Genomic DNA, 20,857 nt, shown 5'->3' with positions numbered 1-20,857 from the left:
GTATCTGAAGGGAAAAAGCAAAAATTAGCCGCTAACTTTGTAAGAAAATATTTCACTCGCTGGCAATCAAACGACTGCCTGCGAGTAATAGGTTAGCGTGTGTGATGCGATGATGACTCTTTTTGTGCTCTACGCCGCTGATCATTTAAGTTGGCTTTGGCGGTTGCAAGGAGGTTGTCTGTGGTGATTGCATCTGGGCCAAACCCTGCGTTTTGTCCGGTAAGCAGCGAGAGTGCTTCAGCCACATGGGAGACCGCATAGATGTGAAACTCGCCTTTCTCAACCGCATGGACCACATCCTTTCGCAGCATTAGGTTTTGGATATTAGCGGCGGGAATGATCACCCCTTGCTGCTCCGTGGGACCTTTAATGGTGCATACATCAAAGAAGCCCTCGATTTTTTCGTTCACGCCGCCAATCGGCTGCGCCTCGCCAAATTGGTTCATGGAGCCTGTAATCGCCAGATCTTGACGCAAGGGCACGCCCGTCATCGCCGAGAGAATCGCACAAAACTCCGCCATTGACGCACTGTCGCCATCGACGCCCCCGTACGATTGCTCAAAAGTGATATGCGTTTTGAGTGGGATTTGTTCTGTTTTGCCGAGGAGGGTGGCGAGGTAGGCGGACAAGATCATCACCCCTTTAGAGTGGATTCGTCCACCGAGCTTAACGCTACGCTCAATATCAAGCACTTCGCCTTCACCATAAGCGGTCGTAGCCGTTATTCGGTTGGGGAGTCCGAAGCTAAAGTCGGATGTGCTCAATACCGATAGGCCATTGATTTGACCGAGCGCAGAGCCGGTGGTGTTGATTAAGGTGACGCCGTTTTCGAAGTTCTGCATCATGCTATCGCGCACGCGGCTCACCCGCATATTGCGGCTTGCCAAGGCTTTTTCAACATGCAGAGCACGAATACTATTGGCGTTGGCTTGCGTGGCCCAGTAGTTGGATTCGCGCAAAAGGTTAGCAATATCAGCGGAGTGCAGCGACAAGCGATTTTGATCTTCGGCCTGTCGGGCACTGTGCTCAATAATACGCGCAATCGCACCGCGACTGCAGTGCAGCAAACCGCCGTCGTGGATAATGCTGGAGATAAACTTCGCATACTGTTGTTCTGTGCTGTCGTTACGTGGCATGTCGTCTTCGAAGTCCGCGGTCACCCGAAATAGCTCGCTGAACTCGGCATCATAGCGTTGTAGCAACTGATAGGTTTGGTAATCACCAAATAAGATGATTTTCACATCAAGTGGAATGGGGGCAGGGTCGAGCGACACAGTGCCACTGAGGGTGACTTCGCGTTCAAGGGCGCTCACGCTGAGCTGCCTTGCGCTTAGGGCACGCTTGATGCCGTCCCAGACGTAAGGCTTTTCGAGTACCTTGATTGCATCCATCAAAAGCACGCCGCCATTGGCGCGGTGAAAACTGCCCGCACGGATCAGCGAAAAATCGGTAAACACCGTACCTTTGAAGGTGGCATTTTCAACATAACCAAATAGGTTGTGATAACTGGGACTGTCTTCCACCACGACAGGTGCTTGATTGTCGTCTTGGCTCACCAGCACATTAACTTGATAGCGGCGTGGCAGTTTTTTATCGAGCGCCGCGTAAGCAAGTGCCGCTTGATCCTCGCTGTCTTCGAGAAAGATATCCAGATGCTCTAGCATATCCGCTTGCATCGCCTCCAGAAATGCCAGCACGTCAGGAAGATCTGCAAACGCTTTGGTGACGGATTTCATCTGGGCGGCAATCACATCGCGCGCCACTTCTTCATCCAGCGCTTGCTGTTTTTCCGCATAGTCTTCTTCCCATTCGCCGAGTTGACGCACAATACTGCGCAGTTCGGTTTCGAGTTTATCGATCACCTTGCCGAATGCCATTTGCTCTTCTTGAGAGAGCGCATCGAAGGTGTCTTCAGTGTGAGGCTCTTCGCCGTTCAGGGCAACAAACTGGTAATCGCCTTGCGGGGTGATCGTCAAACTAACATTGTTTTGTTCTGCACTATCGCTGAGTGCTTTTAACACGGTTTGTTGGCGCTCGGTGAGCTGGTTTTTGAGTGTTTCTGCACGCTGGTAATACATCTCGTTGTCGAACGCGAGCGGCAGCGCATTGGCGAGTTTTCCCATCAACTGCTCAACGTGCTTTTTGAGTTCATTTCCTCGCCCTGCAGGAAGCTTCAGGACTTGAGGCGCACGGGCTTCTTGGAAATTAGCGACGTAACACCAATCATGGATCGGCGTATCATTTTTCCAATGGTGGTTTAAATAGCGCATCACCATGGTGCGCTTGCCTAATCCGTTCTGACCAATGGCATAAATGTTATAGCCCTTTTCCTTGATCGACATAGCAAACTCAACGGCATGTCGTGCTCGGTCTTGGCCAACAATTTCATCCAACGGCGCAAGATGCTTCGTTGAGGTGATGTCACTGTGTTTAAAGCTAGATTCGCGATACAAACGTTCGCTGTTCACCACGGTAGTCGCCATAATCGATCCTATTTGGCCTTTTATCGATTGATGCTTTCAGTGTAGCGAGTGTAAGTGACTGTTTTAGTGATGCTGGTGGAGAAAGTCGCGACAGGGTCACAGTTTAATACTGGATGGTGAATAAATGAGCAGAAAAAGGGCCGTTGAAGGCCCTTTGAGTACGTTGTCAAAGTAGGACTGATTAGAGCGATTTTTTCATTGCGTTTATCAATGCGTCGATATCTTGGCGATTGACGTCTTTGTGAGTGACAAAGCGAGCCGGTGCGCCATTCAAACTCACTCGAAAGCCGTTATCCATCAGGCGCATATTGAGACGAACCCGATCGATGTTGTCGGCAATATCGACATACACAATGTTGGTTTGCACGTCATAATTGTGGGTAGAAAAGCCTTCAATCTCATTGATTTTATTGGCTAAGTAATGGGCGTTAGCATGATCTTCAGCGAGACGTTCGACATTTTCTTCGAGTGCTTTTTGTCCGGCAACGGCGAGAATACCGGCTTGACGCATACCTCCGCCCAGCATTTTTCGTAGCCGTCTAGCTTTTTCAATGAAGGCTTTCGAGCCCAATAGCAAAGAGCCAACCGGTGCGCCTAATCCTTTTGACAAGCAAACAGTCATCGAATCAAAATGGCAGCTTATCGCGGTAATATCGACATCCAGTGCCACAGCCGCGTTGTAAACACGTGCGCCATCAAGGTGAAGGCTTAGCTGATGCTTGTTGCAAAACATGCGGGCTTCGGCCAAGTAGGAAAGGGGTAGAACGCGGCCGCCGATGGTGTTTTCTAAACTGAGCAATTTGGTGCGTGCAAAATGAAAGTCATTAGGTTTAATGGCTGCGGCAAGCTTCTCAAATGGCAACGTACCGTCTGGGGCATTTTCAATGGGTTGAGGCTGAATAGAGCCTAATACGGCTGCACCACCGGCTTCATATTTGTAGTTATGCGCTTGCTGACCACACAGATATTCGTCACCGCGCTCACAGTGCGACATTAGCGCTAATAGGTTGGCTTGCGTTCCCGATGCGGTAAAGAGGGCGGCATCAAAGCCATGACGCTCTGCGGCCCAGCGCTCTAAGGCATTGACACTCGGGTCATCACCATAAACATCATCACCGACAGGCGCGTTGGCCATTGCGTCTCGCATGGCTTGGTCGGGCTTGGTGACGGTATCAGAGCGAAAATCAATCATGTATTACATCCTTGCTGAATGAGGGGGAGCGTGTTGCCTAATAATACACACAACCTGCGTTAGTTGGCAGTCGGGGACTCCAATTATGATTAGCGTTCAGCGATAAAGCGAAACAGGCTTTGCCGCACGTGCACGAAAAAGGCCATACCCGTGGGCATGGCCTGATTAATTACTGGGGGAGCTTCCTAGATATTTGGTGAGAATACCAAAGAGGTGAGGCTCTCTGTTGATGATTAGCTTTTTAGCATCTGCCAGTATTTTTGGTAGATTTTCACCGCTTCACCTACATCGTCGGTGAATTCGCCACTGTTGACCGAATCATCAGTAGGGAAAATGGTGGTGTTTTCTTTCAGTTCGTCATCCAAGTACTCTGCCGCACGTGTATTAGGGGCAGGATAGCCAAACTCTTCGACCAATTTGGCTTGATTTTCAGGACGATACATAAAGTCGATGAACTGATGAGCCAGCGTCTTGTTCTCCGCATTTTTAGGGATAATATAGTTATCCATCCAGAGAATCGCGCCTTCTTGCGGATAAACAAACTCGATGCCATCAATTTCTTGCTGTGCCATGTAGGCGTTGCCGTTCCATTGCTGACCAATAGTCACTTCACCGGTCACAAAAGGAACGTGAGGCGCATCTGAGTTATAGACCACAACGTTGTCACGCAATTGACGAAGATACTCGTACGCTTGCTTGATCTCGTCTTCGTCTTTGCTATTAATACTGTGTCCTTGCGCTTTTAACGCCATGCCAAAGACATCACGCACATCGTTAAGAAGCATCACTTGTGCGTTGAAGTCATCACGCCATAGATCGGCCCACTTAGTGACTTTGTCCCCGTCGACATACTGATTGTTATAACTGATACCCGTCACACCGAACACATAGGGTAGGGAGTAGTCATTCGCTTTATCGAACGGCTGACCCAGTAGGCCGGGACGTAGCTCATCGAAGTGGCTGATCTTTGATTTATCAATTTTGGCCAGCATGTCTTCTTTGATCATGCGATCGATGAAATAGGTTGAAGCGAAAGCGAGGTCATAGCCTTTTCCATTCAGTAGCTTCAACTTGGCATACATGGCTTCATTACTCTCAAAGGTCGAGTAATTGACCGTCACCTTGTATTCTTCTTCAAACGCATTGATCACATCCATGGGCATATATTCCGCCCAGTTGTAGAGATTCAATACTTTATCGTCAGCGCTGACCCCACTTGCAAATACAGCTGAAAGTGCGAGTGCGGTCGCGGTAATTCCGTGAGTGATTTTGTTCATTATCATGGTCCTTCAATGGCTTGCTGGCCGAGTACACGTCGGGGCGCATCATATTGCACCCAGCCCTTGTGTCAATGACTTTTTTTTAACCAAAGCACGTTTCGTGAAACGTTCGGCTAACGGTAGCATAACCCTTGCGTCACCCCCCAAATTATTGGGCAGTATCCGGTCATTTTTGGCTTGCGAGTCGCGCACGACAATGCGACTATCAGCGCGCTTTGTGTACAAGCCTCACACTAGTATCCTGAGCTTGTGCCTTATTTATTGAATCACCTAAATGAGCAACCATTGAGAGCATGGTCAAAACGTACCGCCCTGACATCAATTACTATGTTGCGACGCAAAATCAGTCGTTATCTTTTCCGCCTTTAACCGGTAGTCACCACGCCGATGTTTGTATCATTGGCGCCGGATTAACCGGATTAAACGCCGCGATTGAATTACGCCAACGCGGCTATCAAGTGATTGTATTGGATGCCAAGACGATTGCGTGGGGCGGCTCTGGGCGTAATGGCGGCCAATGCTTAGTGGGATATTGTCTCGGGCTCAGAGAGGTACATGAAACCTATGGCGCGCAATGGGGTAAGCAACTTTGGGACCTTTCTGTTGAAGCGGTTGATATCGTGCGTGAAAGGATTCATAGCCATCAGATAGCCTGTGACTTCCAACCGGGATACATTGAGCTGGCGTTAAACAAAGCACAACAAACCGAGTTACAAAGTTGGYACGCCTTAAAGCAAGGTGACTATCAGTATCCGATGGCGCAATGGTGGGATCAGGCTAAGGTGGCAGAAGTGGCGAATACGGAGCGCTATTTAGGGGGATTATACGACCCGAATAGTGCGCATATTCACACCCTCAATTACACACTCGGGTTGGCGAAAGCTGCGCAGGATTTAGGGGTGCAAATCTTCGAGCACAGTCCGGCGCAGTCGATAAAGAAGGGGCCGACTCACTATGTTCGTACCCCTCAAGGTGACGTGAATGCTCCCCGCATATTGCTGGCATGTAATGCTTATCTCGATGGCCTAGAACGTAAGGCGCAAGCGAAAGTCCTCCCTGTTGCTTCCTTTATTGCGGTGACCGAGCCATTAGGCGATCGCATGCCCATTACTAACCGCATGGCCATGTCTGATCTCAACAACTGTCTTGATTACTACCGTCCCACCGCAGACGGACGTCTCTTATTTGGTGGCGTTAACCACCCGTTTAATCGCGAGTATAAAGACTCCTCCCAACGTCTACACCAACGAATGACAAGGGTTTTCCCCCAGTTAGGCGATGTGAAGATGGACTACCATTGGGGCGGGTTGTTTGCCGTGACGCGCAGTTACATGCCACACATTGATCACCTCGGCCAAGATATTTATACCGCGCATGGATACACAGGTCATGGGGTGGGACTGACGAATATTGCTGGACGCGTGATAGCCGAAGCGATGGACGGACAAGCCAGTCGCTTTGATGTGTTTGCACGTTTGAAGCATGGTTGGATCCCGACCCCGAAAATGCTGCGTAGCCCTGCATTGGCTCTCGCGATTTGGAAAGCGAAGCTTGCCGATCTACTCGGTGGGTAACCACGACGTACAAACCGTTAACGATTAAAAATACTTGTCGTCACGATAAAGATCTCGTGTTGCTCCCCGCTAGGAAGACAGTAAGGTAGCCCTTCAAATAGCGGGGGGTAAGTGCTTGAACACTCTGAGCATCATTGATGATTTAGCGACACACGGACTAAGCGTGTGCGACCAATTCTTAACAGCACAAGAAGTGGCTGATTTACACGCATGTTTGCCAGAGCAGTGGACGCAAGCCAGTATTGGGCGCGAGCAGAAGCAACATACTAATACTCAAATCCGCACCGATAAGATCCATTGGTTAGAGCGCGGCCATGTCCCAACCATTGATGCGTTACTCGATAAGATGTCTGAACTGCAGCTTGCGCTTAATCGTCACCTCTTTCTTGGTCTTTTTGAATATGAAGCGCATTTCGCCAAGTATAATCCCGGTGATTTTTATGCTAAACACGTGGACGCATTCAAAGGCCGCTCAAACCGAAAAGTCACTACAGTGCTCTATTTGAATCATGACTGGTGTGAAGAAGACGGGGGCGAAATCGTTATTTACCATGCTGATGGGAGCCATCTGAAAACATTATGGCCCCAGGCCGGTCGCCTTGTAACCTTCTTATCGGAAGAGTTTCCTCACGAGGTATTACCCGCGAAACGACAACGATTTAGCATTGCGGGCTGGTACCGTATTAACGGCATGAGTGGCCATCGGGTTGATCCAATTCGCTGACAAACTACATACTGACAGCTACGAGTGATAACCAGCAAGCGTTCAGTATGAGGGGTTCTCCGCAACAGCAAAGCTTTTTTAACCATGCCGAGTTCGACGCTCAGCAAGCCGTTGCTATGCCACAAGCGACTGTCAATTGGCAGCCAGATTGGTTGCCATTGGCTGATGCCGATAACCTAATGGCGGCATTGCATCAGCACACACCTTGGCAACAATTACCCATTTCGATGTTTGGTCGTACCGTGATGCAGCCGCGTTTATTAGCTTGGTACGGCGATCATGCTTACACCTACAGTGGACTCACGTTATCTCCCCGTCCTTGGACACCTGAGCTATTGGATTTGAAAGCCCGTGTTGAGGCTGCCACGCATGCCCGTTTCAATACCGTGTTGCTTAACCTCTACCGAGATGGCAGTGATTACATGGGATGGCACAAAGATGATGAAGCCGAATTAGGGGAGCAGCCGACGATTGCATCGGTGAGTTTGGGCGCAAGTCGACGGTTTTTATTCCGTCATACCCAAAGTAAAGAAAAACGCGAGTTTTTGTTGAGTCATGGCGCGTTACTGGTCATGGCTGGGAAAACACAAACGTATTGGCAACATGCGCTACCCAAAACACAAAAAACCGTGGGCGCTCGGATTAATTTAACCTTCCGATGGATAACGCCATCTTCAGCAAGAGAATAAAACCACTGCCGCTGAGCGGCAGTGGTTATGGAGCTACTCGACAATCAGGCTGACGTTGTCATAGGTACGGTACCCTCGCAGCATCACTGCATAGTTACCGGGCGTTGCATTGTCGAACCGGCAAACTTCATCATTGCCACTGCGATAAGGGCGACAATCCCAGTTCTCCTTACTGACATCGCCGTTGGCTTTGACGTACAAGTCTACATCACCAAAACCGCCATAGGTTCGGATCACTAGCGCACCGGATTGTTCTAACTGGTAGTTGAAGTACTTTTCATTCCCACGAGCGCCAGAGAGTCCATTGATGGGCTCTCCGAGTTTCAGCTCGTTACCCGGATTGGGCGAGCTGTCGGCGTTCGCGAGCTCCACCGTATAGGCCAAACCGAGTTTCGTGAACTTCGCGGCGTGAGCCCCTTCGCTATCGCTGTTTGCCAAGGTGTCTTGCGGCGTATGGATGTTAGGGTTGTAATCATTAAATTTGGCTTCAAACGGCATGGCGGCTGGATAGCCGACTTGGTGCCACGAGGCGTGATCGGAACAGGCATAGCCACAAGTATCGAATCCGTAATTTAAAGTAGGCAAGTATTCGTCAAGCAACTGCGTGAGATACTGAGTGAGCTGACTGTCGGTATAGTCGGTGATAAAGACAATGTCTTCAGTAGACCCTTGATAGTTTGTCATGTCCAGTTGTAAGACACCACGAACCTCTTTGCCCGCTTGCTTAAATTGGTTGGCAACGTCTTGCGAACCACGCAATCCAACTTCTTCTGCTGCGTAGGCAACAAATGCGATACTCCGCTTAGGCTGGAAGTTGTTTTGCGCCAAGACGCGGATCACTTCTGTGACGGCAGCAATCCCCGAGGCATCATCATCGGCGCCAGGCGCAATACTTTGCTCATTGGTGCGCGAGCCAATCGTCGAGTCTAGGTGGCCGCCGACGACGACCCATTCGTCGGGCGATTCTGAGCCCTCTATGGTTAACATCACCGACGCTTGATTATACCCACTGTGTGAAATCTGAGTGACGGACGCACCGACTAACCCTGCACTGAGCGATTGCCAACGCTGTTTTATCCAATCGGAAGCCTGGGCCCCTGATGTTGTGGTGTAGAAACGGTTGGGGAAATCGGTAAGGCGATCAATGGTATTAACAATGAGTGCGCTATCAATTTGGCTAATCCAAGGGGTCACTAACGCTTGCTGGCTAATTGCTGGAGCGATAAAGCTTGCGCGCGAAAGTGGCATGTTACTCGCTGCCATCGCACTTTGGGCGGATGAATGCACGATATAACCACCGCAGCGGTGATGGTTTTCGTGCATTTCGTGGGAGAGGGCGGCTAACTCAGATTCACTGACTTCACCAATCCATGCTTGACCATTATGAGCAACTGATTGTGCTAATAAAGGCTGTGCCCCAGAAGATAAAGCAGTTTGTTGTGCATCTGCACCGATCGAGATCCAGACTTTTTTATCTTCAGCCTGCGCGAGGGTGCAGCTTGTTGCAAGGACAACGGCCAGAGCCGTGCGTTTATAATGCATAGTTCCTCCTTGAGTGAATAAGGGTCGCTAAACTCCATGCGACCTTTTGACTGTAGAGCAAAAACACAAATTGTTGATAAATTGATAAAACCATTAGTGGATGGTTTGGTTGTCACAAAATTGTTAATAGCGATAGTTTTGTTTTTAACAGAGGAGGAGAGAGGAAGGTAGGTTTGTGCACGTAGACCTAATCATCCCCAGTGTTGCACAAAGGAAAACGCGGATTGGGTTGATAATAATAAAGATAAAATGCTGAAAACTGCATCAAATCGCGCGAAGTTTGGCTTTTTCGTTTACAAAGCAGGCAGTTGAAGCTTTTATTAAATAATAAGTGTTGACTCGATCACGTTAATCCGTAGAATGCCTCCCCGTACCGCAGCGGCGGAAACAAAAAGAAAGGCGCGTTGGCAGAGTGGCTATGCAGCGGATTGCAAATCCGTGGACCTCGGTTCGACTCCGGGACGCGCCTCCATGTTTTCACTAGGCGGAGTAAAAATCGGACGCGGGATGGAGCAGTTTGGTAGCTCGTCGGGCTCATAACCCGAAGGTCGTTGGTTCAAATCCAGCTCCCGCAACCAATTTTAGGTTGTAGAGACGATTTATTCAGTCGAAAGTAATATGACACGACTACGGTCGTTGCAATTGCATTGCGCGATAAATCCAGCTCCCGCAACCAAATTTTACAAAGCGTTATGAAACGCTTGCGACAAAGCGACATTAGCTCAGCTGGTAGAGCGCAACCTTGCCAAGGTTGAGGTCACGAGTTCGAACCTCGTATGTCGCTCCAAGTTTTGCCCACATCAAGCAATGATTGATGTNTAATATGACACGACTACGGTCGTTGCAATTGCATTGCGCGATAAATCCAGCTCCCGCAACCAAATTTTACAAAGCGTTATGAAACGCTTGCGACAAAGCGACATTAGCTCAGCTGGTAGAGCGCAACCTTGCCAAGGTTGAGGTCACGAGTTCGAACCTCGTATGTCGCTCCAAGTTTTGCCCACATCAAGCAGTGATTGATGTTACGGACGCGGGATGGAGCAGTCTGGTAGCTCGTCGGGCTCATAACCCGAAGGTCGTCGGTTCAAATCCGGCTCCCGCAACCAAATTTTAGGTATGTGAAGTCATTAACGTAGGCCAGGTTATCGATAAGACCTACGGTCGTCGCAATTGCATTGCGCGACAAATTCGACTCCCGCAACCAAATTTTACAAAGCGTTATAAAACGCTTGCGACAAAGCGACATTAGCTCAGCTGGTAGAGCGCAACCTTGCCAAGGTTGAGGTCACGAGTTCGAACCTCGTATGTCGCTCCAAGTTTTGCCCACATCAAGCAATGATTGATGTTACGGACGCGGGATGGAGCAGTCTGGTAGCTCGTCGGGCTCATAACCCGAAGGTCGTCGGTTCAAATCCGGCTCCCGCAACCAAATTTTAGGTATGTGAAGTCATAAACGTAGGCAGGTTTATCAATAAGACCTACGGTCGTCGCAATTGCATTGCGCGATAAAATCCGGCTCCCGCAACCAAATTTTAGGTATGTGAAGTCATTAACGTAGGCAAGGTTATCAACAAGACCTGCGGTCGTCGCAATTGCATTGCGCGATAAAATCCGGCTCCCGCAACCAAATTTTAGGTATGTGAAGTCATTAGCGTAGGCAAGTTTATCAATAACACCTACGGTCGTCGCAATTGCATTGCGCGAATTGCATTCCGCGACAAATTCGACTACCGCAACCAAGTTTCTAAAGCGTTATAAACGCCTGTCACAAAGCGACATTAGCTCAGCTGGTAGAGTGCAACCTTGCCAAGGTTGAGGTCACGAGTTCGAACCTCGTATGTCGCTCCAATTTCCTTCCTTAGCACTTATCTTTCTCTTGGTAATGGGTAATGTCTTACTTCATTGCTAGCATCGAGCAACATAGTATCCAACGTGACCGTATGGTCAACGGCACTGAAGTGCGCAAGTCCCGCGGTATAACTAAATGGGTAGCGATACGAAGAAAGCTGTTGTGAGAGTCTGCTATATAGTTGTTCTAGCTGATTATCAACGGCATCTGCATCTTGTTGTATCAATAACGCAGCAAACTCACACCCCTCTATACGTCCTATCCAGCCCACATCATCAAACACATCATTCAAACAACGCGCAAAGGTTTTGAGAATCTGATCGCCGGCGAGCTTACCATAGTCATGATTAAGTTGGTGGAGTTGGCGAACGTCGAAGTGCAATAGGGTGTAGCGATCCTCGATCACCAAGTCGTCATTGAGGTATTCGCTAATTTCTCGCTTAAAGCCGCGCCGGTTTAACAGGCCGGTTAAGGGGTCCAGCACATTTTGTTGAGTCATGGTCAACTCGTGCTCGACAATGTGGGCAAGATCTGCCAACGCGCGCTGGCAGGGGCCATCGAGCTCACGAGGTTGTCTATCTATCACGCAAAGGGTGCCGAGAATGTGCTCGTTATCCAAACTAAATGGGAAGCCGGCGTAAAAGCGGATAAAGGGAGGGCCTGTGACTAAGGGGTTGTCGACAAAGCGCTCATCAAGATATGTGTCACTAACCACAAGCGGCTCTAGCTGGTGGATAGCGTGTCCACAAATGGACTCTGAACGTCCTGTCTGATTCACCGCCAGTCCACGCTTTGCTTTAAACCACTGACGATGCTCGTCTACTAAGCTTATCGCCACAATGGGGCACGCTGAGATATAGGCAGCAACGCGAACAATGCGCTCAAACCTGTCTTCACGACCGGTGTCTAAAATGCCTAAATCATGAAGTAAATGAAGCCGTTGCACTTCGTTGTTCGTTGGCTGCGCCGGTGTCATTTTATGCCCTCCATCCCTGTATATTCAGTATAGACCCTCAGTTCAATAGCTATACAAAAAGCGCAATCGCTGCTTGTAGGATACCGACGGTCCACTTCATAGGTGACTGATAACTTAATTACACTCAATTACCGTCAGTTTTTTTAATGTCACCGAGAGGTGTCATCGTTATTTGGCTACATTGTTAATACGATAGATAAGAGGCCATTTAATGAGAGCATTGATTTTAGGCATAACTTTCGCCTTTGGGATGCTGAGTCAAGCCGTCGCTCAGGATCACAAATTATTGATTATTGATAGCTATCACAAAACATTCTCGTGGACCGAGAGTTATACCCTTGGCTTGAACAAGGTGCTCGATAAAAGTATCCATGTATCGCGTTTTGAGATGAACGCCAAAAAGCTACCTGTATCAGCGCATCAACGCAAAGCTGACGAAGCATTTGCCTTTTATAAAAAGGTAAAGCCTGATGTGGTGTTGCTTTGTGATGACATTGCACTGAATCACATGCTGCCCAGGCTACAGCATGAAAATATTGATGTTGTTTTTCTTGGCGTAAATGGCGATCCCCAGCCGTTGATTGAGAGACTAAATGGTCCTGTTCGTGTGACCGGGGTTCTTGAGCGGCCTCATTTTTATCGCTCACTGTCTGATGTGATTCAGCTTTATAACCAACCAATTAAAAACATTAAAATTCTCTTCGATGATGGCCCCACTGCAAAAATCAATACCGCTTATTTGCAAAGCGAGGCCAACCTTTTTTCCAAGTTAAATCAAACGATCACGAGAATTGAAAGGTTTACAACATTTCCTGATTGGAAGAAAGCGGTCCTGGAGGATGACTATGATGTGCTTTTTGTGGGCAGCTACCAAACATTACGCGATGGAATGGGAAAGAATATCGACGCAAACCAAGTGATTACTTGGACGAATCAAAACACGAAGCATCCTGTTTTTGCTTTTTGGAAAGTGGCGGTTGGTGAGGGTATGGCGGCTGGTGGATATGTGTTAGACGGTGAAAAGCATGGCATTCACGCTGCGGTCTACATCCATAAAGTGTTTGCTGGAATGCCTGCTGATCATATCCCTATCTCTGTCGGGCACCAAGGCTCCGGTATTTACAGCAAAGCGGAGTTTGCTCAGTTGGGGCTAACCCCTCCTCGAGAGTGGGTGCCGATTCGTTGACGCTACCTTATAGTTACTTTGACGGTGCACTAACGTTGGGCGAATACTGATTCAGTTCGGAAACCACACAATTACGTCCCTTTCGCTTGGCCTCGTAAAGTCTAAAATCAGCGATAGAGAGCATTTCGCTACTTGTCGCGGGACTTTAGGTTTCGGGCGATCCGGCCGCATCAAAAAAACTCCGTTTGTAAAAGAGTTGTTTCAATGATATTTTCCTGCGGTTATCAAATTTATCAAGCATTCTGGCCAGTGTGCACTGACAAGTGATCGTGTACGCGACAGGCCATCTATACTCTTTTAATCATGTTGTTTTGGAAGGTTTGCTTATGGCGTTTTTAGCGAGCTGTGATACCCAATATCCGCTTACACATCCACACGCAGCGTCTGCGGTGGTCATGGTGCCACCTGTGCACTTTAAATTTAATGCACAAACCAGTGAAGATAATGGTTTCCAGCATGCGCTGGCTTTGCCTGATGAGGAAGTGAAAACGCGCGCCATGGCAGAGTTTAATAATATGGTGATGACGCTACGTCGCCATGGTATTGATGTCGTGGTGATGGAGTATCCAGACGCCGACCCAGCCACGCCTGATGCCGTGTTTCCTAACAACTGGTTTAGTACATTGCCTAGCGGTGAGCTGTATCTGTATCCAATGGCATGTCCTAACCGCCAACTTGAAGTGAAGCCTGAGCGTTTGATGGCTGCCCTTGATAAAGCGGGTTACGCCGTTAACCATGTGCACAAAGTAAAGTGTCATGATAAAGACGAAGCGTTTCTAGAAAGCACGGGTGCGATGGTGATTGATCACCTCAACCAGCGTGTTTATGCCGCGCTTTCCCACCGCTGTGACAGCATTTTGCTAACCGAATGGGCTGCCAAAGTGGGAATGCGTCAAGTTGTCAGCTTTAACACGGAAATGAGCGATGGCAATCCTGTGTATCACACCAATGTCATGATGGCGGTGGGTGAAGCATTTGCTGTGGTGTGTGACGAGGTTATCGAGCCTGCTCAACGCGATCTCGTGTGTAATACGCTCGCTGAAGACAAAACCCTCGTTTCAATCAGCGAAGCACAGATGAATCGACTGTGTGGCAATATTTTGCAGCTACGTAACCGTCATGGTGAGTCGTTAATTGTGATGTCCCTTTCTGCGTATAGTGCGTTTACTGAAGATCAAAAGCGCACCTTACGTCAATTTGGCAAGCTGGTGCCGATTGATGTGAACACCATTGAAACCGTCGGCGGAGGGAGTGTGCGTTGTATGATGGGTGAAATCTTCCTGCCTCGGCACCAAACTGTGTAGATTGTCGCGAAGCGTGTAAAAACGGCGATCACTTGATCGCCGTTTTTTATGAGTTATGAATGCACACCTGTTTTCGCTTTAAGTGGCATTTTGTCGAAGTCGACACCTTTCCAGCCGGTGACCATAAAATTACGGATGTTTTGGTGGTCGTTGCCTGATGGGTTGCTGAGCACATCCTCACGATAATACCCGCCAAAACACGCAAGGGTCTGCTCTTCGGTTAACTCGTGCAGTTGGCAAAATGCCAATACTTTACACGAACCGGTATTTTGGCCCGCTTTATTGGCGAGATTGCCATTAGTAAAGCGAGTCGGGGCGTAATCGTAATGTGCATCGATCACGGCCAAGGTCTCATCAAACGTCACCATCTCGGGTGTCTTTGTGATTTTGACGAGAAAACTATCTATGGTCATGTCTGTTCCTGAGTTATTAAAACGCGGCCTCTTCATGGAGGATAGACACGTTGTACCAACTTGCTCCTCCGATGTGAAGTCACTGTGTTCGAATAATGGATAAATATCCATCACTTAAACGAAAAATAGTGTTGCAGTACTTTACATTGCGAAAGGCCATCATTAATATACAAACCTGTTCGGAGGGATGGCTGAGCGGTTGAAAGCACCGGTCTTGAAAACCGGCAAGGGTTAATAGCCCTTCTAGGGTTCAAATCCCTATCCCTCCGCCACATATCGAAAAGCCGCTGATTACTCAGCGGCTTTTTTGATCGCATAAAGACAGATCTCATCAACATATTCCACACCTTGTTCGGATCCTGCCGCTTCTGTTTGATATTGTAAGCTTACTCTGGCGCTTCTTGACATTGAACGCCTCCAAAAGTTGCCCCAATACTGGAGTGTGAGGATGATTAATTACTTACCACTCGATGCGATCACACCAAACGACTTTATCCCCATACTCAATAAACCCAGCACTCGGCAGCATCTTATCGAACATGCCCCTTTTGATGCACAGAGCATCAAAGCATGGGTGAGAGAGAAACGGCATATTGATGCTCAAGACGGGTGTTTGGTTAGGGCGGTGAGTGTCAACAACTGTCTCGTAGGATGGTGTGGTATTCAGCGTGCGGAAATGGGGGTTGAATTGGCGATCGTGTTGGATAACACGCACTGGGGACTTGGGCGGCACGTGTTTAAGTTTCTACTCTTGCGCGCTGAACAGCTTGGTCATCAGGTTATTTATCTTCATTTACTGCACACTCGTCGGGATTCTAGGTTTTTAACGCAACGTGCTCGACGAGTATTTAAAACACACATGCTGGGTGAATGCTTTACCACTTACGAGATAAAAGTAGGGGACTAGCGGCGTGTGACGCGAGCGTCTGGTTGACGCCATAACAAAGAGTCAGTATTTCACTGGCAACGATTTCCCCCTTGTTCTTTACTTTGTTTGCTGCGGATTGCGAATACAAAGAGGAACGTCCATGAAAACATTACTCTGTCTTTTAGGTTTTTTCTTTAGCTTTGGTGTGTTGGCCGATGCGCAACCCAGCGTTGTAAACGGGCAAGTAACGGACATCGCAGAAGACCACATGATGGTATCCACCAGTGATGGTCTTTATAAAGTTGTGGCTGACCCTGACATGCTTGATGAGCTTGAACCTGGCATGAACGTTGAGGTCACTGGTGAGCATCATATGCAGGCCAGTGAGGTGCGTATAGATCATAAAAACCGCAAAAACCCATTGGGGGAATAACCTTGCCTGAAAAGTTGGGCGATGGCGTGCTAGAATTCATTTTAATGCGCAAATATATGAATATTCGCGTTTTTGTTTGAGCATTATGAACACGGAACTGTCATGTCTGAATTTACACGTACGCCGTTGCCTTTGCCGCCTGACTTTGATCGCGACAACGACCAGTTACTGCTTCACTCTTGTTGTGCCCCTTGTTCGGGCGAGGTGATGGAAGCCATTGAAGCGAGTGGGATCCGTTACAGCATCTTTTTTTATAATCCCAACATACATCCTGCTAAAGAATACGAAATTCGCAAGCAGGAGAATATTCGCTTTGCAGAAGACCATGACGTGCCGTTTATCGATATGGATTACGACACCGATAACTGGTACGCCAGAGCAAAGGGGATGGAGTTTGAACCCGAGCGCGGAATACGCTGTACCATTTGCTTTGATATGCGGTTCGAGCGTACAGCGCTATATGCCGCCGAACATGGTTTCCGGTTTATCAGTAGTTCACTGGGTATCTCGCGCTGGAAGAACATGCAGCAAATTAATGATTGTGGCCATCGCGCAGCGGCTCCCTATCCAGATGTCCAATACTGGGATTACAACTGGCGCAAGCAAGGCGGTAGCCAGCGCATGATAGAAATCAGCAAGCGCGAGCGTTTTTACCAGCAGGAATACTGCGGGTGTATTTATTCGCTACGGGATACAAATAAACACCGCCTAGCGCAAGGACGTGAGCGAATTAAGCTCGGCGTGCAATACTACGGCGACGATTAAAATTAAACGGCTGACAATAGTGAAAGGCGCCGTTTGGGCGCTTTTCACCATTGATGAAGAACACCCACCGCATTGCAATGTGTGCGCAAACTAACAGCTTGGTGATGCTTTTCCTTACAGGTTGGGCAGAACCTCCTAACATGTTAATAATTTGTACCGTGCGATAAAGGCCCCGTGACCGAACTGATTTCCCATCCCGAATGGCTACTGCTTGTGCTGGCTCCCGTGTTCTTCTTATGCATGTTGGGAGAGTACTGGGTGGCGCTGCGCCAAGGAAAGCTGGGTGACAATGCCCGTTATTACGTGCCAGAAGTGCTTTGTAATTTTACCTTAGCGGGGTTGCATCAAGCGGCAGATTTACTGACCGGGTTGCTGATTGCCAAGGTGTATTTGTGGTGGTTTGGCTGGCGGCTGTTTGATATTGAGATGTCGGTAAGTCTGTTTTTATTACTGATGGTCGCGCAGGATTTTTGTTATTACTGGTTTCACCGTGCTAGCCATCGTGTGCGCTGGATGTGGGCGGCGCATGTGGTGCACCATAGCTCAGAGCGGATGAACTTTAGCACCGCGTTTCGCCAAAGCTTAATGTACCCGCTGGCAGGGATGTGGCTGTTTTGGCTGCCGCTTGTAGTGATTGGGTTTCCGCCGCAATGGGTGGTGTTTGTTGTACTGCTGAATTTAGGGTTACAGTTTTTTGTTCACACTCAATGGATAAAGACACTGGGACCTGTGGAGTGGATTTTTAATACCCCGTCTCATCATCGCGTTCATCATGGCGTAAATCCTCAGTACATCGACAAAAACTACGCGGGCATTTTAATCATTTGGGACAAGCTATTTGGCACCTTCGAGCCGGAATCTGAGCCGGTGCGCTATGGGATCCCCAAGCCAGTGAACAGCTTTAACCCTCTGGTGGTGACCTTTGCTGAATGGAAACAAATGTGGCGAGACGCCACGCAGCCCGACCTGAGCTTTCGGCAACGATGGCAGTGCTTGTTTGCACCACCAGAACAAACACAAGGTCACACGACAGACGTGGAAGCATCACGTGAGAGATAGCGGTTTTCCATCGTGTGGACAAGCTAACATACTCTAAGAAAATAACCCTTTATTCTCATGGGGTTATTTTTAGAACTCAGCTTGTCAGGAGCCCCGCATGACAGACGCTATGCATGCCATTGTTACCCATCCGCACTTAACCCCATCGCAGAAAACGTTAGCGCTCGCTGCGCAAGCCGATGCGGCTTTGCCCTACGTACCTTGCAGCCGAGCGCTCGTGGCTGCGATGGAGCAGGGTGTGATTGGCGATATGTTTGAGGGTCACGCTCCCTTTAAACCGCGTTATGTGTTGCCCGATTATGCCCGCTTTTTAAAACGTGGGTCGGAGTATTTGGCGTTAACGCCGGCAACCGATCTAGAGGATGCGCTGATGAAGCTCATGGTGCTTTACCATCATGTGCCTTCGGTGACTAATATCCCGGTGTTTTTGGGTTACCTCGATCAACTCCTGCTGCCATATTGCGAGGATGTGAGTGATGAACATTTGTATCAAGCGCTGAAGCGATTCTGGATCCAGCTCGATAGAACACTGCCAGACGCATTTATGCATGCCAATATTGGCCCAGATGATAATCGTGTTTGTCGCATGATTTTGCGCATCGACGCAGAACTGCAGCAAGTTGCCCCCAACCTGACCTTGATGGTGGATCCGTCTCGTACCCCGCGCACCCTAGTTCGGCAGGCGACAGATAACATCATTGCCTGTAGCAAGCCACATATTGCTAACTGGCCGGTACACCAAGCCACATTTGGTGATGCAGAGGCTCACTCTCCCAATATGGGGATTGTGAGCTGTTACAACGCGCTACCGATTGGAGGCGGTGCGAACACCTTGGTGCGCCTTAACTTAAAAAAAGTCGCAGAAGAAGCCAATGATCTCTCGACATTGCTCTCGCACACCTTGCCACATTACGGTGCATTGATGGTGGAGCTGATCGATGCACGCAGTCACTTTCTGCATCAAGAATCGCACTTTTTTAATAGCTTTCTGGTGCAGGAAGGCTTAATTGATGAGAAAAAATTTGTCCCAATGTTTGGCGTGTACGCGATGGCTGAAGCGGTCAATACTCTGATGGCACGCCAAGGCCTATGTGGCGAATATGGTCACGATGCAGCGGCGAATGAGATGGCACACGATATCACCAAAGCATTAAGTACGTTTGTAGCAGAGACTCCAGTGAAGCATGGCTGGCGTGGGCGAGCGTTGCTGCATGCGCAAGGTGGGTTATCCATTGACCAAGGGACCACTCCGGGGGTGCGGATTCGTTACGGTTATGAACCGGATCCTGTCACCCATTTACAGGCGCTTGCGCCGTTACACTCTTACTTTGAAGCGGGTGTGAGCGAGATCCTGACATTGGATGACACCATTAAAGGCAATCCTGATGCATTAACCGATTTATGTTTAGGGGCGCTGCAATCCGGGCTGCGTGAATTCACTGCGAATACAGATGGGAATGATCTTGTGCGTATCACCGGCTATATGGTGAAAAAGTCGGAGATTGCCCAGTTTAAACAATCGGGCTCTCGCACCAATACCACGGTATTGGGCGCAGAAGCTTCTGAGATGACGACAGTGACAGCGCGGCAGCCAAGAGTCGTGAGTGCGGAATTTCTCGCGGGCGCGCGTTGGACAGACACCCATGAGCCATCCTGAGCAGGAGAAAATATTGGGGCCAGTGGCTCGGGTGGCGAGTGTGTTGCCCTATTCCTGTGTCGATGGTCCCGGTAATCGGATGGTGTTTTTTCTGCAAGGTTGCCAATTTCGTTGCCCAGGGTGCCACAACCCTGAAACCATTGAACGTAACAGTGCAAGCGCATTCGATATGTCTTTGGCCGAGGCGGTGACGGCGATTTATCAACAACGACACTTTATTCGTGGCATTACCGTCAGTGGTGGTGAGGCCAGTCTGCAATGGCGCTTTGTCCGCGCGCTTTTTCACGCGGTCAAACAGCACCCTGAATTAGCCCACCTTACATGCTTAATCGACACTAATGGCGGTGTGTCATGTCAGCGTTGGCAGGCGTTGTCATCCTACATGGACGGTGCCATGGTGGATATGAAAGCATGGGGTGATGACACGCATCGGGCCTTGACCGGACATTCGTCTCGCCGTGTGCGTGACAGCCTAAGTTGGCTGGCGAAGCAGGGAAAATTGCAGGAAGTGCGGCTGTTACTGATCCCCGGGTATACCGACTGGCAAGCTAATCTGTCGCCACTCTGTGCCTATTTATATGATTTGCAGCAAATGCAGTTGGCGCAGGGAAATGTGTTTTCCGTACGTTTAAATGGCTTTCACCGCGCAGGTGTGACGGGTGATGCCAGTAATTGGCCAGAGGCAACACAAGCGCATCTCGATACCATAAAAACCGCCTTGCAAGCGGCAGGACTGCAAACCGTGACCATGCCACCACCTGAGTTACTGCCTATCGAGCAAAGCTTGCTCTCGGTGTGAACGCCGATTCAGCACTGGCTGAGAAAAAGACAGACGGCGGGACACCCACGAGGTTAGTCACCAT

General features: G+C 49.0%; 17 protein-coding genes and 9 tRNA genes. 20 read left to right on the top strand and 6 right to left on the bottom strand.

Features of this window, described 5'->3' with window-relative positions:
• Positions 1 to 92: 92 nt before the first annotated feature.
• The 3 genes from BZJ18_RS07710 to BZJ18_RS07700 all read right to left on the bottom strand — a co-directional run bounded on the left by BZJ18_RS07710 (position 93) and on the right by BZJ18_RS07700 (position 4,952).
• Positions 93 to 2,483: a Lon protease family protein gene (locus tag BZJ18_RS07710; protein WP_077455985.1), complete on the bottom strand. Its 2,391-nt coding sequence runs from the start codon at positions 2,481 to 2,483 to the stop codon at positions 93 to 95.
• Positions 2,484 to 2,664: 181 nt separating this feature from the next.
• On the bottom strand, positions 2,665 to 3,675 hold the full coding sequence (ltaE, locus tag BZJ18_RS07705) for a low-specificity L-threonine aldolase (RefSeq protein ID WP_077455984.1): 1,011 nt from the start codon (positions 3,673 to 3,675) through the stop codon (positions 2,665 to 2,667).
• Positions 3,676 to 3,908: 233 nt separating this feature from the next.
• On the bottom strand, positions 3,909 to 4,952 hold the full coding sequence (locus BZJ18_RS07700) for an ABC transporter substrate-binding protein (RefSeq protein WP_077455983.1): 1,044 nt from the start codon (positions 4,950 to 4,952) through the stop codon (positions 3,909 to 3,911).
• Between the two features lie 296 nt (positions 4,953 to 5,248).
• Between BZJ18_RS07700 and BZJ18_RS07695 the strand changes: the two genes are divergently transcribed.
• From BZJ18_RS07695 to BZJ18_RS07685, 3 genes are all read left to right on the top strand, one after another.
• Positions 5,249 to 6,529, top strand: a complete 1,281-nt coding sequence (locus tag BZJ18_RS07695; protein WP_077455982.1) for an NAD(P)/FAD-dependent oxidoreductase — start codon at positions 5,249 to 5,251, stop codon at positions 6,527 to 6,529.
• A 115-nt stretch (positions 6,530 to 6,644) separates the two neighbouring features.
• Positions 6,645 to 7,253 carry a 2OG-Fe(II) oxygenase gene (locus BZJ18_RS07690; RefSeq protein ID WP_077455981.1) on the top strand — a complete coding sequence of 203 codons (609 nt, stop codon included), beginning with the start codon at positions 6,645 to 6,647 and terminating at the stop codon, positions 7,251 to 7,253.
• 116 nt (positions 7,254 to 7,369) lie between these two features.
• Positions 7,370 to 7,942, top strand: coding sequence for an alpha-ketoglutarate-dependent dioxygenase AlkB family protein (locus BZJ18_RS07685; protein WP_077456036.1), 573 nt, complete (start codon positions 7,370 to 7,372; stop codon positions 7,940 to 7,942).
• 33 nt (positions 7,943 to 7,975) lie between these two features.
• Here BZJ18_RS07685 and BZJ18_RS07680 read toward each other — a convergent pair whose 3' ends face one another.
• Entirely contained in the window at positions 7,976 to 9,484 is a 1,509-nt protein-coding gene (locus BZJ18_RS07680; protein WP_077455980.1) for a M28 family metallopeptidase, read from the bottom strand.
• 398 nt (positions 9,485 to 9,882) lie between these two features.
• Between BZJ18_RS07680 and BZJ18_RS07675 the strand changes: the two genes are divergently transcribed.
• From BZJ18_RS07675 to BZJ18_RS07640, 8 genes are all read left to right on the top strand, one after another.
• Positions 9,883 to 9,956: transfer RNA gene (locus BZJ18_RS07675), tRNA-Cys, on the top strand.
• Positions 9,957 to 9,985: 29 nt separating this feature from the next.
• Positions 9,986 to 10,062 (top strand) — tRNA-Met (locus BZJ18_RS07670).
• A 133-nt stretch (positions 10,063 to 10,195) separates the two neighbouring features.
• A tRNA-Gly gene (locus BZJ18_RS07665) sits at positions 10,196 to 10,271 on the top strand.
• A gap of 129 nt (positions 10,272 to 10,400) precedes the next feature.
• A tRNA-Gly gene (locus BZJ18_RS07660) sits at positions 10,401 to 10,476 on the top strand.
• A gap of 37 nt (positions 10,477 to 10,513) precedes the next feature.
• Positions 10,514 to 10,590 (top strand) — tRNA-Met (locus BZJ18_RS07655).
• Between the two features lie 133 nt (positions 10,591 to 10,723).
• Positions 10,724 to 10,799 (top strand) — tRNA-Gly (locus BZJ18_RS07650).
• Between the two features lie 37 nt (positions 10,800 to 10,836).
• Positions 10,837 to 10,913, top strand: a tRNA-Met gene (locus BZJ18_RS07645).
• A 343-nt stretch (positions 10,914 to 11,256) separates the two neighbouring features.
• A tRNA-Gly gene (locus tag BZJ18_RS07640) sits at positions 11,257 to 11,332 on the top strand.
• A gap of 17 nt (positions 11,333 to 11,349) precedes the next feature.
• On the opposite strand, the gene BZJ18_RS07635 is transcribed toward BZJ18_RS07640, so the two are convergent.
• Entirely contained in the window at positions 11,350 to 12,309 is a 960-nt protein-coding gene (locus tag BZJ18_RS07635) for a GGDEF domain-containing protein (RefSeq protein ID WP_077455979.1), read from the bottom strand.
• A 211-nt stretch (positions 12,310 to 12,520) separates the two neighbouring features.
• Here BZJ18_RS07635 and BZJ18_RS07630 point away from each other — a divergent pair, with 211 nt between their 5' ends.
• A complete protein-coding gene (locus BZJ18_RS07630; protein WP_077455978.1) occupies positions 12,521 to 13,495 on the top strand; it encodes an ABC transporter substrate-binding protein in 975 nt (324 codons plus the stop codon).
• 326 nt (positions 13,496 to 13,821) lie between these two features.
• Positions 13,822 to 14,799, top strand: coding sequence for an arginine deiminase-related protein (locus tag BZJ18_RS07625; protein ID WP_077455977.1), 978 nt, complete (start codon positions 13,822 to 13,824; stop codon positions 14,797 to 14,799).
• Between the two features lie 53 nt (positions 14,800 to 14,852).
• On the opposite strand, the gene BZJ18_RS07620 is transcribed toward BZJ18_RS07625, so the two are convergent.
• Positions 14,853 to 15,212, bottom strand: a complete 360-nt coding sequence (locus BZJ18_RS07620) for a HopJ type III effector protein (RefSeq protein WP_077455976.1) — start codon at positions 15,210 to 15,212, stop codon at positions 14,853 to 14,855.
• Positions 15,213 to 15,393: 181 nt separating this feature from the next.
• Here BZJ18_RS07620 and BZJ18_RS07615 point away from each other — a divergent pair.
• From BZJ18_RS07615 to BZJ18_RS07585, 7 genes are all read left to right on the top strand, one after another.
• A tRNA-Ser gene (locus BZJ18_RS07615) sits at positions 15,394 to 15,484 on the top strand.
• A gap of 176 nt (positions 15,485 to 15,660) precedes the next feature.
• Positions 15,661 to 16,119 (top strand): hypothetical protein, encoded by a 459-nt coding sequence (locus tag BZJ18_RS07610; RefSeq protein WP_077455975.1) that lies wholly within the window; start codon positions 15,661 to 15,663, stop codon positions 16,117 to 16,119.
• 121 nt (positions 16,120 to 16,240) lie between these two features.
• Complete coding sequence (locus BZJ18_RS07605; protein WP_077455974.1) at positions 16,241 to 16,513, top strand: hypothetical protein; 273 nt, start codon at positions 16,241 to 16,243, stop codon at positions 16,511 to 16,513.
• A gap of 102 nt (positions 16,514 to 16,615) precedes the next feature.
• Positions 16,616 to 17,278, top strand: coding sequence for an epoxyqueuosine reductase QueH (locus tag BZJ18_RS07600; protein ID WP_077455973.1), 663 nt, complete (start codon positions 16,616 to 16,618; stop codon positions 17,276 to 17,278).
• A 174-nt stretch (positions 17,279 to 17,452) separates the two neighbouring features.
• Positions 17,453 to 18,337 (top strand): sterol desaturase family protein, encoded by an 885-nt coding sequence (locus BZJ18_RS07595; RefSeq protein WP_241824931.1) that lies wholly within the window; start codon positions 17,453 to 17,455, stop codon positions 18,335 to 18,337.
• A gap of 97 nt (positions 18,338 to 18,434) precedes the next feature.
• Entirely contained in the window at positions 18,435 to 19,994 is a 1,560-nt protein-coding gene (locus BZJ18_RS07590) for a YjjI family glycine radical enzyme (RefSeq protein WP_077455972.1), read from the top strand.
• Positions 19,981 to 20,793, top strand: coding sequence for a 4Fe-4S cluster-binding domain-containing protein (locus tag BZJ18_RS07585; protein ID WP_108743134.1), 813 nt, complete (start codon positions 19,981 to 19,983; stop codon positions 20,791 to 20,793). Before BZJ18_RS07590 ends, BZJ18_RS07585 begins: the two co-directional genes overlap by 14 nt.
• The last annotated feature ends 64 nt before the right edge of the window (positions 20,794 to 20,857 follow it).

This window comes from Salinivibrio sp. IB872, assembly GCF_001995345.1.
GTDB lineage: Bacteria > Pseudomonadota > Gammaproteobacteria > Enterobacterales > Vibrionaceae > Salinivibrio > Salinivibrio proteolyticus.
The sequence above is the reverse complement of the archived record's forward strand: the minus strand, read 5'-3'. Positions and strand labels throughout refer to the sequence as shown.